Annotated in this window: 13 protein-coding genes; 10 read left to right on the forward strand and 3 right to left on the reverse strand. The window is 70.8% G+C overall.

Annotated features, from left to right (window positions below; genetic code table 11):
• Positions 1 to 564: 564 nt before the first annotated feature.
• On the reverse strand, positions 565 to 1,257 hold the full coding sequence (locus E0504_RS33495; protein ID WP_200835446.1) for a TetR family transcriptional regulator: 693 nt from the start codon (positions 1,255 to 1,257) through the stop codon (positions 565 to 567).
• 550 nt (positions 1,258 to 1,807) lie between these two features.
• Between E0504_RS33495 and E0504_RS33500 the strand changes: the two genes are divergently transcribed.
• The 6 genes from E0504_RS33500 (at position 1,808) to E0504_RS33525 (ending at position 9,356) form a co-directional block, all read left to right on the forward strand.
• Positions 1,808 to 2,644 (forward strand): oxidoreductase, encoded by an 837-nt coding sequence (locus tag E0504_RS33500; protein WP_131626570.1) that lies wholly within the window; start codon positions 1,808 to 1,810, stop codon positions 2,642 to 2,644.
• 1,276 nt (positions 2,645 to 3,920) lie between these two features.
• Positions 3,921 to 4,700 carry a hypothetical protein gene (locus tag E0504_RS33505; protein ID WP_235014926.1) on the forward strand — a complete coding sequence of 260 codons (780 nt, stop codon included), beginning with the start codon at positions 3,921 to 3,923 and terminating at the stop codon, positions 4,698 to 4,700.
• Positions 4,701 to 4,890: 190 nt separating this feature from the next.
• Positions 4,891 to 5,406, forward strand: a complete 516-nt coding sequence (locus E0504_RS33510; protein WP_131626572.1) for a SigE family RNA polymerase sigma factor — start codon at positions 4,891 to 4,893, stop codon at positions 5,404 to 5,406.
• A complete protein-coding gene (locus tag E0504_RS33515) occupies positions 5,406 to 6,188 on the forward strand; it encodes a hypothetical protein (protein WP_131626573.1) in 783 nt (260 codons plus the stop codon). Before E0504_RS33510 ends, E0504_RS33515 begins: the two co-directional genes overlap by 1 nt.
• 68 nt (positions 6,189 to 6,256) lie before the next feature.
• Positions 6,257 to 8,686, forward strand: coding sequence for a molybdopterin-dependent oxidoreductase (locus E0504_RS33520; protein ID WP_112104745.1), 2,430 nt, complete (start codon positions 6,257 to 6,259; stop codon positions 8,684 to 8,686).
• 220 nt (positions 8,687 to 8,906) lie between these two features.
• Positions 8,907 to 9,356 (forward strand): pilus assembly protein TadG-related protein, encoded by a 450-nt coding sequence (locus tag E0504_RS33525; protein ID WP_112104743.1) that lies wholly within the window; start codon positions 8,907 to 8,909, stop codon positions 9,354 to 9,356.
• A gap of 68 nt (positions 9,357 to 9,424) precedes the next feature.
• Here E0504_RS33525 and E0504_RS33530 read toward each other — a convergent pair whose 3' ends face one another.
• Positions 9,425 to 10,552, reverse strand: coding sequence for a hypothetical protein (locus tag E0504_RS33530; RefSeq protein WP_112104742.1), 1,128 nt, complete (start codon positions 10,550 to 10,552; stop codon positions 9,425 to 9,427).
• 1,178 nt (positions 10,553 to 11,730) lie between these two features.
• On the opposite strand from E0504_RS33530, the gene prfB reads away from it, so the two are divergent.
• Positions 11,731 to 12,831 (forward strand): peptide chain release factor 2, encoded by a 1,101-nt coding sequence (gene prfB / locus E0504_RS33535; protein ID WP_071060442.1) that lies wholly within the window; start codon positions 11,731 to 11,733, stop codon positions 12,829 to 12,831.
• Positions 12,832 to 13,237: 406 nt separating this feature from the next.
• Here the strand turns inward: prfB and E0504_RS52485 are convergent, their stop codons facing one another.
• Positions 13,238 to 13,393: a hypothetical protein gene (locus E0504_RS52485; protein WP_241831266.1), complete on the reverse strand. Its 156-nt coding sequence runs from the start codon at positions 13,391 to 13,393 to the stop codon at positions 13,238 to 13,240.
• Positions 13,394 to 13,403: 10 nt separating this feature from the next.
• Here E0504_RS52485 and E0504_RS33540 point away from each other — a divergent pair, with 10 nt between their 5' ends.
• The 3 genes from E0504_RS33540 (at position 13,404) to cobA (ending at position 15,307) form a co-directional block, all read left to right on the forward strand.
• Positions 13,404 to 14,138 carry a polysaccharide deacetylase family protein gene (locus E0504_RS33540; RefSeq protein WP_373693963.1) on the forward strand — a complete coding sequence of 245 codons (735 nt, stop codon included), beginning with the start codon at positions 13,404 to 13,406 and terminating at the stop codon, positions 14,136 to 14,138.
• Positions 14,122 to 14,376 (forward strand): glycosyltransferase family 2 protein, encoded by a 255-nt coding sequence (locus E0504_RS33545; protein ID WP_200835139.1) that lies wholly within the window; start codon positions 14,122 to 14,124, stop codon positions 14,374 to 14,376. Before E0504_RS33540 ends, E0504_RS33545 begins: the two co-directional genes overlap by 17 nt.
• A 115-nt stretch (positions 14,377 to 14,491) precedes the next feature.
• Entirely contained in the window at positions 14,492 to 15,307 is an 816-nt protein-coding gene (gene cobA, locus E0504_RS33550; RefSeq protein ID WP_071060355.1) for a uroporphyrinogen-III C-methyltransferase, read from the forward strand.
• Positions 15,308 to 15,311 lie beyond the last annotated feature (4 nt).

The following is a 15,311-nucleotide window of genomic DNA, read 5'->3' on the forward strand; positions in this document are numbered from 1 at the left end:
GCTCCACCCGAACACGTTGCGCGATCTGCTGATCCGGATTGCTGGGAGGGAACAGCCGGGCTCACTGCTACCCGGACTTCCACCCCCGGCAGACGCTGGCTGTCAAGGGCCACCGAGAAGGCGATTCTGCTCGCCGGCACCTATCGGGATCAACCGGCCGTCCTGAAGGTACTCACCGACCAGGCACAGCCGTGGCGGGAACGGTTCGCCCGCGAAAGCGCCGCCTACGAGGCGTTCACCGCCGCGCCGCCACCGGTGCACGTCCCGCCGCTGATGCGCTCCTGCGCAGTTCCCCGTTTCACACCTGACTGCGGCAAGCATCGGTGGAAGTGGAAGCCCTGCAACAATGACTTCCTCCCCGGCATTCAACGACTCCACGCTCTTCTCCCTGTCGGCCGCCCGGTTGCGATGGTGGAGCCCGCTCCACACACGGACGCCCGGACCGCGTTGGGGTGGCGCCGAGGGCATGGGGCGCCGCGGGACGGGCCCTCCCTGTCGGTCTCGGGTGAGACATCCGCCGGGCTACCGACCCTCCGAACGCAACACTGCCTTCGGAATCAGCGGTTATGGAGTGTGGGCGCCCTCAATCAGCATGCCGACCAGGAAGGTCGCGACTGTTTGTTCAAGTGCCTCGGCGAAAGGAACGTGCATGAATGCCAGGCTCGGATCGGCGTCGTAGGCGGCGAGGACGGCGGGGGCGGGATGACTGTGGGTCCACAGGGCTCCCACGAGGATTATGATCATGCTGGCTGCTCGGGCGGAACGTTCTTCCTTGAGCTCGGGGAGTAGGCGTTGGAGGAGCGTGGCAAGTCCGACCAGGCTGTCGCGTGCACCCTGCTTGTACCGGGTTGCGACCTCGATGGAGACGTTGTGCTCCAGCACTCCGGCCTGTGCGCTGAGCAGTTCGCAGAGCATCGGGTGAGTTGCAAACGAGGTGGCGAGTGCGCTGGCCACGGATTGGGCCCTGCTGTGCGGCGGGGCGGATGGGTCGACGTTCGACTGCAGTGCCTCGTCGATCTCTGCCAGGAGTTCGGCGGCGGCGTGGTCGAGGAGGTCGAGGAGCACGGCCTCACGCGACTCGAAGTAGCGCAGCACGTTGGACTTCGCCAGTCCGACGCGGCGGCTCAGCTCGTTCAGGCTCAGCGCTGCGACGGGCATCTCATCGAGCATCGTGGCGGCAGTCTGGAGGATGCTCTGCCGCCGCACGGTGCGCTGCTCCTCGCTCCTGGCGCGTTGGAAAGCTGTCACACCACCCATTCTAGGAGACCGCCGGTCTCTTGGCTATAGACCGTCGGTCTCTTACTCTTCGGGGGTCGGTGGTCCGATCGAGGGTCGAGGGCTGCCGGTCGGAGGCGCACCTCCCGTTGGCGGGCAACGGCAACCGATCGCACGGACCCCTCCCTGCGTGCGGCACGAAGATCGTCGCAGCTATGCCGTCGGCTACGGCGCCGAACCCTCCTCGCCCTGCGTCGCGCCCTGTCGGGTCGCGCGTTCAACGCACTCGCGGGGCGCGCGCTCCACTGTTCACTCGCGACGGTTGAGCCGGCTCGAGGGTGCGCGCCCGAAGTCGGGACCCACGTCCCGCCACTGACGACGGCCGACAGGAACCGCCTGCGGCGCCGACCTCGAACTGTACGACGCGATACAGACCGGCGGTCTCTTGACTGGAGACCATCGGTCTCTTACAGTAGAGACCGATGGTCTGATAGATGCTTCCCGACCCGATTGGGTGTCGGCCAGTACCTGCTCGGACAGCGCCCCCGGCCTGGCCGGAGTGCAACACCACGACACGGCGAAAGGAACTGACATGACCAAGAAGGTAGCTCTGGTCACCGGCGCCTCCTCCGGCATAGGCGAGGCCGCCGCCCGTCAACTCCATGAGGCCGGCTTCATCGTTTACGGCGCTGCTCGCCGAGCCGACCGGATGACGGCGTTGGCGGCCTCGGGCGTACGTACGCTCTCGCTCGACGTCACCGATGAGACTTCGACCAAGAACGCGGTCGCTGAGATCCTCGCCGCTGAAGGCCGCATTGACGTTCTTGTCAACAACGCCGGGTACGGCTCATACGGCGCGCTGGAAGACGTCCCGATGCGCGAGGCCCGCGCGCAGATCGAGGTCAACCTGTTCGGTCTGGCCCATCTGACTCAGCTGGTGCTGCCAGCCATGCGTGCCCAGCGCAGTGGCACCATCATCAACATCAGCTCCATGGGTGGACGGTTCGCCACACCCATGGGTGCGTGGTACCACGCCAGTAAGTACGCCGTCGAAGGACTCAGCGACGCGTTGCGCCTGGAGCTCAAGCGGTTCGGCATCGCTGTCCTGCTCATCGAGCCGGGCTCGATCCGGACCGAGTGGGGCGCGATCGCTGCCGAGAAGCTACGCACCACCTCCGGCCAGGGGCCGTACGCCGAGCAGGCAAACGCCATGGCTGCGTCGCTGGAGTCCAGCTCACGCCCTGACGCGAGGATGACTTCACCGACCAGCGTCATCGCCAAAGCCGTCACCAAGGCAGCCACCGCCCGCCGACCCCACACCCGCTACCGCGTCGGCTTCGGTGCCCGGCCGCTCATCTTCCTCAGCAAGATCCTGCCCGACCGGACCTTCGACGCCCTGGTCAAGCGCTCCTCCGGCGTTCCGGCCTGAACCGCCACTGCGGCCACTCCCGCCTGTCGAGCCCGGTTATCGCCCGGGTCCGGGGAGCGGCGCCCGAAGGTCCGTGATCCCGTCCAGGGCGGCGAGGGCGACCAGCGTGCCACCGCCGACGGCCTGGAGCGCACGGGCGCCTGGAGCGGCATCCTGTCGTAGGCGCCGGGCAGCGGGCCGGTGGCGTCCACCCTCCGCCGTGGTGCGGCTGAACCGCGCGACGGCACCCGCCCGCGGGTACGACCCCGCCGGGCACCGGGCCGCGTCAGACCGGGAGGTCGCCCGTCAAGGTGCGCCGTCCAAGCGAACCCGGCCGCCCGAGGCTTCGACCCGGTCGCGGATTCGCACGGCTCGCCGTTCGTCAACGCCGCTCAGGCCACCGGCCTCGGTCGCCGTGACGCTGAAGTGGACCCGCTGCTCGATCCGGGCCGGCGACATAGCTCTACCAGCCCAGATTTGAGAACCTCGACCCGGCGGGATGCGGTGGGTGCTCCCGGCGTCGTTATCGCTGGGGCCTGGGGCCTGGGGCCGCGGTAACCGGCGCCGTGTACGGCCCCACGAACAATTATCCGACATGAATCCGAGTGTGGTGCCGGGAAACAGCGCCGCCCGGTCCCCGCCGAGCTGCGGCGCCCCGCCCAGAACACCCCGGATCACGCTAAGGCGCAGCTCACGGGTACGGCAGTGGCAATGGTGTGTCCCTCCACCTTCCGTCTGCGCGCCCGGCTTTCACCTAAGGACCACCCGCTGGCGAGACAATCTCGGTGACAACGTCTGACCTACGCGTGGGGGTGAACCTTGCGTAACCGGGAGCACCCTCGCGGTTGTCGAGTTGTTGCGTAGTGACGCCGGGTGTTGTGGAAAGGTTTGGTCGAACGCGTCAACCTAATTACGTCAACCGCCGCTCTTAGGAGGGGGAAACACCCGAACGGCAGCTGGGCTATCTCGGCGCGTGGCGCCGCCGTGGCCAGCGCCTACCAGAGCAGGAGCGTCAATGACGGATTGTTCCGACGGCCCTTCCACCATCCTGTCGAAGCGAACGGTCCCGCCGGATGACGCGGCGCGAGGGATCAATCAGGAGGGATCCCATGGATCCCGGCGGCGTCCCACGGCACGTCGGCTGTCCCGCACCCTCGGCAGACTGACGGCACTGGCCCTGACCGGGCTCGTGACCGTGGCGGTCGCCGGCCCGGCGACGGCCGCCGGCCCCGGAGGCGGTCCGGGAGGCGGCCCGGGAAGCGATGGCGGTGGGAGGCCGGCTCCGAGTGTGGACGGGGTGAGGGTTGGCTGGCTGCCCAGCGGCGTCAGCTTCACCAGCGCCGTGCCGAGCACCCGGATCGAGAGCGAAGTCATCATCGGCACGTTCGAGGGTGGCGGCACCACTGTTCGTCTGACAGTCCAGCGGGATACGCCCGAGGCGACGCTCGATGACGTGGCCAGCGCCTACGCGCAGTACTACCCCAGCAGCCAGCGTGGACGGGTCGCGCTGCGGGGCACCGAGGCTGTCACCCTGCTGGCCAGCGGCGGCGGTATCTCCGAGATGACCTGGGTGGAAGGCGACCCGTCCGTCGTGCTGACCGTAAGCGGCCGGGTCGGTGAGAACGGGACCACCCCGCCGGGCCTGCTGCCCGAGGCCGACCTGCTCCGAATCGCCGAGTCGCTCACCGTCGGCCCGGCGCCGACGCCGACGGCCTGGCAGAGGCTGTCGGAGCCGCTGATCCGCGTCGCGTTCGCGGTCGGTCTCAACAGCTCCGAGGCTCCGCCGCGGGTGCCGCTGGCCGCCGTGGAGAACGGCCAGCGCCTGGTCGGCGTGCTGGAGAAGTTCCGCACCACCTACCCGGGGCTGAGCGCGCGGGTCACCGTCAACCAGATCTACTTCTGGGCGCAGGACCACGCCTCGGTCAGGTTTACGGTCGCCTACACCTACCAGGGCCGGTCCGGTTCCATCGGCAGCACCGGCGAGGCGGTCTTCACTCACGGCTCGTGGAAGGTCTCGGAGGAGACCTACCACAGCGTGCTGGGGTTCGCGTCCCTGCTCGGCAGCGCTCCCGCCTAGCCCGTCGACCGGCGGCTCCCCGGAAGCCGCGCGGCCAGGGGGCGCCGCGCCGCCGGAGCCAGTGACTGCCGGCCGACTCTCGGCCTCGGCGCGCCCAGCGGGGCGGCGGCTCGCGTCATGGCGGGCCGCCGCCCCATCGACGTGCACGCAGCGGTGCTGGGCGGCGCGGGCCAATCAATGGGGGCATTGGATGGACGACGCGTCCCACGAGTCGTTCGAGGATTTCGTCACTGCCTCGGCCGACCGTCTGATGAGGACGGCCTTTCTGCTGACCGGTAACCGCCACGCGGCCGAGGACCTGCTCCAGGGTGCCCTGGAGCGCACCTACCAGCGCTGGGGCAGGGAACGCATCATCGCTCCGGAGGCCTATGTCCGCCGTGTGCTGGTGAACGCGGCCTCGAGCCGGTGGCGGTCGCGACAGTTCCGGGAGGAGCCGTTGGACGCGGCGGCCGAACGGGCCGGTGCGGACGGCATGCCGGATCTGGCGATGCGGGACCAGGTGCTGAGGGCCCTGCGCGAACTACCGAAACGACAACGCGCGGTGGTCGTCCTGCGTTACTTCGACGACCTGCCGGAAGCCGCGGTGGCCGAGATCCTCGGATGCAGCGTCGGCTCGGTGAAGACCCACGCGTCACGGGCGCTGGCCCGGCTGCGTGGGAGCCAGCATCTGGGGGATGTCCGCGTCCGAATCGAGAGGAGGCGTTGATGCCGGCCGACAACGCTTACCCCGGCCCCGGCCCCGGCCCCGATTCCGATTCCGATTCCGGGTCCGGGTCCGGGTCTACCTCCGCATCTGATCTGGCCTTCGAACAGACGCTGCGCGAACTGTTCGACCGGGCCACACGGTCCGTCGTGGCACCGGCCGACCTGACCGTCAGGGTGTGCGCACCGGCTCCGCCGCGTCATCAGCGAGGAGGGCGTAAAGCACTCGTGCTCGTAGCGGCGGCGCTGGCCACGAGCTCAGTGATCATCGGCGGCCTGACCGTCGAAAGACACCTCCCTTCCGACCGCGGGCTGAACGTCATCACACCGGCGGCCGGAAGCCCGCTCCCCGGACCGGCCACCGGCGCGACCACGCATCCGGGCGTTCCGCCGGCCGGCGTGGCAACCGTCCCGCCAGCCGCCCCCGTGCCGCCGGACCAGGCCACCGTGGACGAGATCACGACGGCGTTCACCGAGGCATTCGACGGGGACGACAACATCGACGACGGGTTGGCCTACGTCCAGAACGGCGAGCGGTACCGCGACATCACACGGGGTTTCATCCAGCGTTATCCAGGTGTCGTCGGCAACCTCAAGGTACAGCTTGAGAACATCACGCTGATCGCCGGCAACCAGGCCCGAGCGACCATCATCCTCACCCACACCGACCCCCAACTCGGCAGGAAATGGGGGTACCAGATCAGACGAGAGGTGGTAGCCGTCCGCGTCGACGGCCATTGGTTGGTGAGTTCCGGCACGTACTCGTTCCTCGTCGGATCCGCCTGATCGGAAGCGTCCGTACACCAGGGCGCACCACCCGGAATGTGCGCCGGGAATATGCGATCCTGCCGGACATGATGAAGAGAACAAGCGCGGGTACGGGTACGGCCGCCGGCTCGGTGACTGCCCTGCGGGTCTGCCCGCTGTGCGAGGCGACCTGTGGGCTGGAGCTACGGATCACGGACGGCCGGGTGACGGCCGCCCGCGGCGACACGGAACATGTGTTCAGCCGTGGCTACCTCTGCGCCAAGGGAGCCTCCCTGCCGCAGTTACTCGGCGACCCCGACCGGCTTCGCCGTCCGCTGCTGCGCGACCGGGCCACCGGTGAGCACCGTGAGGTCGACTGGGACGAGGCGTTCGCCGCCGTCCACGCCGGGCTGCGGCGGGTGGTCTCCGCCCATGGCCCGGCCGTGGTCGCGGCCTATCTCGGCAATCCGAACGCGCACTCGATGGCCGGCGCCCAGCACAGGCCGGCGTTCACCCGGGCGCTGCGGACCCGCGCCGTGTTCAGCGCCTCCACGGTCGACCAGATGCCCATGCACGTCGCATGCGGCCTCGTCTTCGGCCACCCCTCGCTCATCCCGGTGCCCGATCTGGACCGCACCGACCACCTGCTGATGCTCGGTGCCAATCCGGCGGTGTCCAACGGCAGTCTGTGCACGGCGCCGGACTTCCCCGGCCGGCTGGCTGGAATCCGCGCGCGTGGCGGGCGGGTCGTCGTCGTCGACCCACGCCGCACCCGCACGGCCGCCCTCGCCGACGAGCACCTGCCGATCCGGCCCGGGACGGACGCGCTGTGGCTGTTCGCGATCGTCAACGTCCTCGCCGCCGAAGGGCTCGTCCGCCTCGGCCCGCTCGCCGCGCACCTGTCCGGAGCGGACAGCGTCGCCGAGCTTGCCGCGCCGTTCACCCCGGAGCGGGTCGCCGCGAGCTGCGGAATCCCGGCCGAGACGACCCGGCGGACTGCTCGCGAGCTCGCCGCCGCGCCGCGAGCCGCCGTCTACGGGCGGATGGGCACGACCACGGTCGAGTTCGGCACCCTGACCAGCTGGCTGACGATCGCCCTCAACGCGATCACCGGCAATCTCGACGTCCCGGGCGGCGCCATGTTCGGCCGGGGTGCGCACGGCCGCGCCGACCGGGTGCCCGGCGGGCGGGGCGGTGGGCGCGGGTGGCGCACCGGGCGCTGGCACACCCGCGTCCGCGGTCTGCCGGAGGTGATGGGCGAGCTGCCGGCCGCGGCGCTGGCCGAGGAGATGGACACCCCCGGAGACGGCCGCCTACGGGCGCTGTTCACCATCGCGGGCAACCCGGCGCTCTCCACACCGGACTCCGCCAGGCTCGCCGCGGCACTGGCCCAGCTGGACTTCATGGTGAGCGTCGATCCGTACCTCAACGAGACGTCCCGGCACGCCGACGTGGTGCTGCCGCCGGCTGATCCGGCCCGGGTCGGGCACTACGACTTCGCGCTCGGCGCGCTGGCGGTGCGCACCGTGGCGACCTATTCGCCGCCGGCGCTGCCGCCGTACCCGGGCGGGATGGCCGAGCACGACATCCTGGCCCGCCTCACCCTCATCGCACTGGCTCTCGCCGCCGAGCCGGCCGATGCCGACGCGACAACCGACGCGGAGCTGCCGGTCGAGGACCCCCGGCCAGCCGATGCCGCGGTCTGGACCGACACCGCCGTCGCGGCCTTCCACGAGTACCTGATCGAGGAGGCACTGCGGCGGGCGGTCACGGAGCCCGGCTCACCTGTCGCCGGGCGGGACGTCGCCGAACTGGGCGCTCTCGTGGACGGCGACGGCGCACCGGAACGCCTGCTCGACATCGCGCTTCGCACCGGGCACTTCGGTGACGCGTTCGGTGCGCGGCCCGGCGGGCTGAGCCTGGCCACGCTGCGGGCGAACCCGCACGGGATCGATCTGGGACCGCTCGAGCCGCGGATCCCGGCAATGCTGCGGACGGCCAGCGCGACGGTGGAGCTGTGCCCCGACCCGATCGTGGCCGACGCCGCCCGCCTGCGCGCCGCCCTCGACGCCCACGAGGCGGCTGAGGGCCGCGAGCCCTCCATGACCCCGGGTTCCCCAGAGGCACCGGAGAGCCCGGGCAGCCCGGGACTGACCCTGATCGGCCGGCGTCACCTGCGGACGAACAACAGCTGGCTGCACAACGTCCCGGCGATGGCCCGGGGACGAGATCGCTGCACCCTGCTGGTGCACCCCGACGACGCCGCCCGCCACGGCGTCCGCGACGGCGGGTCCGCCCGGATCACGTCCACCGCCGGCTCCCTCGACGTCCGGGTGCAGGTCAGCGACGAGATGATGGCCGGTGTCGTGTGCCTGCCGCACGGCTGGGGCCACGGCCTCGCCGGCACCCGGATGTCGGTCGCCGCCGGACACCCCGGAGTGAACACGAACATTCTCACCGACAGTTCGCGGATCGACCCGCTCTCCGGTACCGCCGTGCTCAACGGCATCCCGGTGTGGATAGGACCGGTGGGCTGAACGCCGGAATCCGGCTGCTGTCCTCGGGCCGGCGCACACCCGGCACACCGGTGCGGGCCGTGTGCGTGCCGCCGCGGCGTTAAAGTCCAGACACGTCTCTTTACGGCGGTGGATGTCCGGCTCGTTTCCTGCGCGGCGGACGTCCCGGCGGTGGCCGGCGTCGGTACCGCGGCCGGTCCGGGAATCCGTCGACCGGCGGATGGCACCTGGGGAGCATGGGATGGCTGACGCGCGCGAACCGGTCGACCGTGACGGCGGGACGATTCTCATCCTGACATTGGGATATCTCATGTTGGCCGCGATGCTCGCCGTGGTGGTCACCGACGTGTCCGCGCTGTATCTCGCCCGTCGGTCCGTCGCGTCGGCCGCCGATGGTGCCGCCCTCGCGGCCGTACAGCGTATCGACGAGAACGCGATCTACACCGCCACCGAGGATTTCGAGGCACTGCCGTTGTCGGACATCGTCGACGCCGTCGACGAGTACGAGGCGCAGGCGGACCCGTCCGGCCGGACCGCCCTGGACGCTTCTCTCGTCGACGCGACGACCGTCCGGGTGGAGGGCAGCCGGACGGTGGAGCTGCCGGTGGTCGGTTTCCTCGGTGTCGGCCCGGTGACGGTGCGCGCGGGCGCGCAGGCCCGGTCGCTGGTCAGACCGCCCGCCGGGCCCTGAGCTCGCCGGCCCTGAGCCCGCCGAGCGTCGAGTCCACCGAGCACCGAGTCCGCGGTCCGGGCCGCGGCTCAGAGGTCCTTGCGGCCCGACATCATCTCGGCGCGCGGCGACGGGACGGCCGTCGACCCGCCGGCGTGGGTCAGGGCCACGTCGTGGCAGGCCTCGTCGCCGGGGCTCGGTGCCGCTGCCGGGAGCGCGATCCACCCGGCGGTGGCCGCCACGAGATCGTCGAAGCCGTGACCTGTCCGGATCTCGGCGAGGTCGGAGACGTCGCGCACCAGGCGGGCGACCCACTCGGCCGGCCGGCGGGCGGCCAGGGCGACCGCGTCGGAGGCGTGCTCGACCGCCTCGTCCCGGTCCGGGAAGTCGCGGGCGATCGCGGCCCGCGACTGAGCCATCCGCACCGAGACGATCATGCCGGTCTGGCCGCTGCGGGCGATGAGCGACGCGGCCCGGTCGAGGTAGGGAGCCGCCTCGTCGGCCGCGCCGACGGTGGTGAGCGCTTCTGCACAGGCGAGGGCCAGGTCGGCAGGTGAATAGGTGTCGAGGCTGAACCCGGGACGTCCGTGCACGTCCTCACCGAGCTCCGCCATGGTGGCCCAGGCCCGGGTCACGGAGTCGCGCACGCCCGCGGCGTCACCGGCGGCGGCACAGGCGCTGGCGGCGACCTTGCCCGAGATCAGGGCCCGGGTGGGGCTGCGGCCGGCGATCCGCGCGGCCGAGCCGGCGATCTGCAGGGCGACGGCCGGGCTGTGCGGGCGCACCACCCGGGCGCGCAGTGCCAGTGCGCGGGCGGCGAGCGGGCCGTCCCCGGCCGCGCGGGCCAGGGACGCGGCGCGGTCGGCGCGGGCCGCGGCTTCGCCGTGCCGGCCCCGGTCGTACGAGGCGGTGGCGGCAGCGGTGGTGACCGCCGCGTGCAGCCACATCCAGTCGATGGCGGCGCGCCCCCGCAGCCGGTACTGCTGCGGGATGGTCCGACTGGTCTCCTCGAGCGGCTCGAGGGTGGACGCGGTGGTGGCGAGATCGACGGTCTCGTAGTTCGCGACGGCCGCGCGCAGTGCCCCGAGGCACGCGTCATGCAGGCTCGAGGCGGTCTCGTGACCGGCGGCCGGTGTCGGGCTCTCGGGGCTCATCGGGACCACGGCCAGTACGCCGGTCGTGAGCAGGACCGCACGTCGATCGACGCCAATCGACACGAGGGGACCCTCCGTTCGCAATCCGCTCGCCCGTGCCCGCTCGGGTGTCTTCCGGGCGTCGGCGGCCGGCTGTTGCGAGTGCGCATATCCGCTGACCTCACGTCTGTCGCCGTTGTGTCGTCTGCATGTCCCGTCGCCGGTGACGGAGGCGCCGCGCCATGACGGGGCGCCGCCGGTGGCCGCCGACCGATGCCGGCTGCCGATGCGGTAGGTCTGTTGTCGCCGGCCGCTGCGACTGTCGTCGGACGCCGCCGTCGCGGACGGCGCCGCCGTCCGAAAACGCGGCGCGCTGTCCGAAACACCTGGCGTCCCACAATGCCGCGAGAACCCACGATGTCGCGAGTAAGGAAGGGTCGGCGTCATCCTCGACGCATTGGCCGATCCGGCGGCTTCGTCGCCGCCAGGGCTTCATCGCCCGTGCACGATGCCGTCACCCACCGGAACGGTGCCCGCGGCGGTGCAGGCATCAACCGGCGCGGGCTCCCCCCCGGCACCATGTCGCCCGGCGGTTCCGTGGGCCCGCGGACCTCGTTGTCCACCGGCTTGGGAACCGCCGCGCCGTGCGTCGCCCGGGTGGGCCCGGAAGGCCGCCCTGATCCGTTCGGATCTGATCCGTTTGGACCATCTGCCGAGTCGGACCGAGGCTCCACCAGCTGTACCCGGGCTTCTCACCGCGCCGCGATGCAATCGACGATATCGCTTCGCGCTGTCTCGGGAGTGGTTCGGGTGCGGGGCGTGATGTGGAACGCACCTTGCCCGTTGCCGTCCAGGAAACATCGCGCTCGATTTAGTGCGCTTGATGTGACCTCGGAGCCGCGATGTTAACCGAATATTTCGGCGTGCCGTTGCATGTTTCTTCCCCGTGACCTGCTTCTCGGGGTGTTCGATGGTTCGAAAGGCGGTCCCAACGGACCGTCCGTCCCGGGCGCGACGGGACCGCCGACGGGCGGTGGTACCGCCGCGCGACGGCGCGGAGGCGGTGCGTCCCGCGGCGGTGCGGAGCCGGCACCGCGGTGCGGATCCGGCCCGGTGGTGCCGCCGGTCCCGCGCGTGGGAGACGCGGGAGAGCCGCTCCGGGCCGAGGTGCCGGCTGATCGCGGCAGCCCGTGGGCGGGCTGGTGGAGGGCCCGGATCAACCGTTCGTCGGCTCCCGCGTGCACGCCGGTAGGCTGGGTCACATGGCCGTCGACCTCTCCGAGGAGATCAAGAATCTCGACGCGACGCTGACAGGTATCGCGACCGTGCTCGATGTCGAGGGTCTGCGTCGCCGCGCTCAGGCGCTGGAGCAGGAGGCGGCCGACCCGGACCTGTGGAGCGACCAGGATCGCGCCCAGGCGGTGACGAGGCGGCTGTCCGCTGTGAAGGGTGACATCGGCCGGGTGGAGGGCCTGCGCCGCAGGCTCGACGACCTCATCGCCGCCCTCGACCTCGGCGACGACGACCTGCTCACCGAGGCGGCCGCCGACCTCCCCGCGCTGGCGCGTGACATCTCCACGCTCGAGGTCCGCACCCTGCTCTCCGGCGAGTACGACGAGCGTGACGCGATCGTCCAGCTCTCGGCTGGCGCGGGCGGGGTGGACGCGGCCGACTGGACCGCCATGCTGCTGCGGATGTACCTGCGCTGGGCCGAGCGGCACGGGTACGCCACCGAGGTCTTCGACACCTCCGAGGCGGAGGAGGCCGGTCTGAAGTCGGCCACCTTCCAGGTCAAGTGCCCCTACGCCTACGGAACGCTGCGCAGCGAGCACGGTGTGCACCGGCTGGTGCGCATCTCGCCCTTCGACAACCAGAACCGGCGCCAGACGTCGTTCGCCGGCGTCGAGGTGACTCCCGCCGTCGAGGTCTCCGACCACGTGGACATCGACGAGAAGGAGCTCCGGATCGACATCTTCCGGTCCTCCGGACCGGGTGGCCAGGGCGTCAACACCACCGACTCCGCCGTGCGGATCACGCACCTGCCCACCAACATCGTCGTGACCTGCCAGAACGAGCGCAGCCAGCTGCAGAACAAGGCCGCCGCGATGATGGTCCTGCAGGCCAAGCTGCTCGAGCGGCGCCGCGCCGAGGAGGCCGCGGAGAAGCAGCGCCTCACCGGCGGCCCGCAGGATGTCTCCTTCGGTTCACAGATCCGGAACTACGTGCTCCACCCGTACCAGATGGTCAAGGATCTGCGGACCGAGGTCGAGACGTCGAACACGAACGCCGTTCTCGACGGGGATATCGACGACTTCATCGACGGTGAGATCAGGTGGCGCAGGGCCACCGAAAAGCAGGGCTGACAGGTCTTTTCCGTGGCTTCCGGCCATGATTCGGTAATCCCACCGGTCGTTATCAGTCGGAAAGCTGCGGACTTTTCCCAGCCAATCCCGTTCACTGGCGTGAACAGATCGGTCACCGCACGGGAAGCGGATCTTTGGCCGGCCACGTTTGCGTACCGGACCATTACCCTCCACCCTGTCGAGGTGGACATCGAGGGATTGGCTCTCCGGCCCTGCGCGTGTAGAGTGACGCTCCGTTTGGCGTCATCGCTCGACGTGGTTCCCTCGGACCGGTCGGTAGGCGCGGGATGGGGGCATCACGTGGATTCGCGGTTCTGCCGCTCGTGGCACACCCGGTCGAAGTACTGTCGTTCCACGTACTGCCGACTGAGCTTCTTCGACGATACGGCGGGTGGAATGTCCGAACTCACGGTAGTCGCTTCGGGGCGTGACAACCGATGACCGGGATGTCGACGGCCACGGCGGCTTCGCCGGACGGAACGTGGCCCACAAGCTCCCCGGGCGACGGCTCGCCGTCGGCGCCGTGCCGGTCCGCGCTCCCCGTGCTGATGTACCACAGCATCGGTGACTCGGTGAGCGCCGACTTCCGCAGGTGGGAGGTGCCCGCGGGGGTCTTCGCCGAGCAGCTCGGCAGCCTCGTGGAGCACGGCTACACCGTCACCAGCCTGTCCGACGCGCTGGCGAACCCGCGGGAGCGCCAGGTCGCGGTGACCTTCGACGACGGCTTCGAGGATTTCGTCACCAGGGCGCTGCCCGTTCTCGCCGAGTTCGGCGCGGCGGCGACCCTGTACGTACCGACGGCCTACGTCGGTCAGCGGGCGCGCTGGCTGGAGGCGTACGCCGAGCGTGAGTTGGCCCTGCTCGACTGGCCCGCGCTGGCCGCGCTGGCCGACCGGGGGATCGAGATCGGCGCCCACGGCCACCGGCACGTGGAGCTGGACGTCGTGCCGCCCGCGATCGCGCGTTACGACGTCACGGCGAGCATGCGCACGATCGCGGAGGAGACCGGTCACCGTCCGGACAGTTTCTGCTATCCGTTCGGTTACCATTCACCCGGTGTCCGACAAATCGTCGAAAGTGCCGGATTCGGTTCGGCGTGCGAGGTCGGATACAGAATCCATCGCCGGAGCCGTTCGCGTTTCCAGGTCAGCCGCCTGATCGTCGGCCGGTCAGTCGGCGCGGCCGACATTCTGCGGCTCGTGACGGAGGGGCATCGCGACGCGGCTCTCGCCGCGCGGCGCAGGCTCCGGGCCGGATGGCGTGCCTACCGTTCGATCCGGTGGCGCCTGGGTGTGGAAACTGCGTGAGCGCGGGCCGCCCAGAACGGCGGTCATCGTCTGCTGTCATCTTGTCGAGCGATGGGACCTGCTGATCCGGGCGCTTGATTCGCTCGCGGCTCAGGAACACCGTCCCGATCAGATCGTCGTCGTCGACGGCGATGACGATCTGTACGACCGAATCATCGCGCGAGGCGGGCCGGAGTTGTCACACCCGCTGCCGGTGCGGCGACCGGTCGCCGCCGAGGTCGGCCAGGACGCACACTGACCACACGGCCTCCGCGGCCGGGCCACCGCGCCCGGTCCGCAACGTGACGCGGCGCGACGCCCGGTGGGGCAACGCGGCGCGGGGCGACACGAGGTGGGACGACGCGAGGTGGGGAGTGGGCGTGGACGCACAAGCGGGATGGGTAGCGCTTGTCGGAGGCGGGCCGGGCCGGGGTGATCTGATCACGCTGCGCGGCCTGCGCCTGCTGCGGCGCGCCGACGTGGTCGTCGTCGACCGCCTCGCTCCCCGTGAGCTGCTGGACGAGCTACGGCCGGACGTCGAGATCGTCGACGCCGGCAAGGCACCGCACGGCCACAACCTCACCCAGGACGAGATCAACGCCCTCATCGTGGAACGGGCGCTGCGTGGCCTCGGGGTCGTCCGTCTCAAGGGCGGCGACCCGTTCGTCTTCGGTCGGGGCGGTGAGGAGGCGCTGGCCTGCACCGCCGCCGGCGTGCCGTGCGAGGTGGTGCCCGGGGTGACCAGCGCGGTAGCCGTGCCCGCGATGGCCGGGATTCCGGTCACCCACCGCGGCATCACCCAGGACGTGGCGATCGTCAGCGGCCACCTCGACCCGTCCCACCCCGGTTCGACGGCGGACTGGGACGCGCTCGCGACCGGTCCCGGCACCGTGGTAGTGCTCATGGGGGTCGCGGCGCTGCCCCGGATCAGCGCTGAGCTGATCAAGCGCGGGCGGTCACCGCAGACCCCGACCGCGGTGATCCACGCCGGCGGCACGGAGCACGAACGGCTGGTGACCGGCCCGCTGGGCGAGATCACCCGGCTGGCGCTGGCGGCGGACGTCTCCTCGCCGGCCGTGATCGTCATCGGCGAGGTCGTCGCCCTGCGCGACCAGCTCGCCGTGGGTCGCATCCCGGATCGCGCGGACGACGGCCCTGCCCGGGACGACGGCCCCGGTCAGGTGGGGTGAGCAG

The sequence above is a fragment of the Parafrankia sp. BMG5.11 genome, from assembly GCF_004337455.1.

Excerpts from the sequence above, each read along its gene's own strand:
- E0504_RS33495 (WP_200835446.1), bottom strand. The coding sequence starts at position 1,257 with ATGGGTGGTGTGACAGCTTTCCAACGCGCCAGGAGCGAGGAGCAGCGC.
- E0504_RS33500 (WP_131626570.1), top strand. The coding sequence starts at position 1,808 with ATGACCAAGAAGGTAGCTCTGGTCACCGGCGCCTCCTCCGGCATAGGC.
- E0504_RS33510 (WP_131626572.1), top strand. The coding sequence starts at position 4,891 with ATGGACGACGCGTCCCACGAGTCGTTCGAGGATTTCGTCACTGCCTCG.
- E0504_RS33515 (WP_131626573.1), top strand. The coding sequence starts at position 5,406 with ATGCCGGCCGACAACGCTTACCCCGGCCCCGGCCCCGGCCCCGATTCC.
- E0504_RS33520 (WP_112104745.1), top strand. The coding sequence starts at position 6,257 with ATGATGAAGAGAACAAGCGCGGGTACGGGTACGGCCGCCGGCTCGGTG.
- E0504_RS33525 (WP_112104743.1), top strand. The coding sequence starts at position 8,907 with ATGGCTGACGCGCGCGAACCGGTCGACCGTGACGGCGGGACGATTCTC.
- prfB (WP_071060442.1), top strand. The coding sequence starts at position 11,731 with ATGGCCGTCGACCTCTCCGAGGAGATCAAGAATCTCGACGCGACGCTG.
- E0504_RS52485 (WP_241831266.1), bottom strand. The coding sequence starts at position 13,393 with ATGCTGTGGTACATCAGCACGGGGAGCGCGGACCGGCACGGCGCCGAC.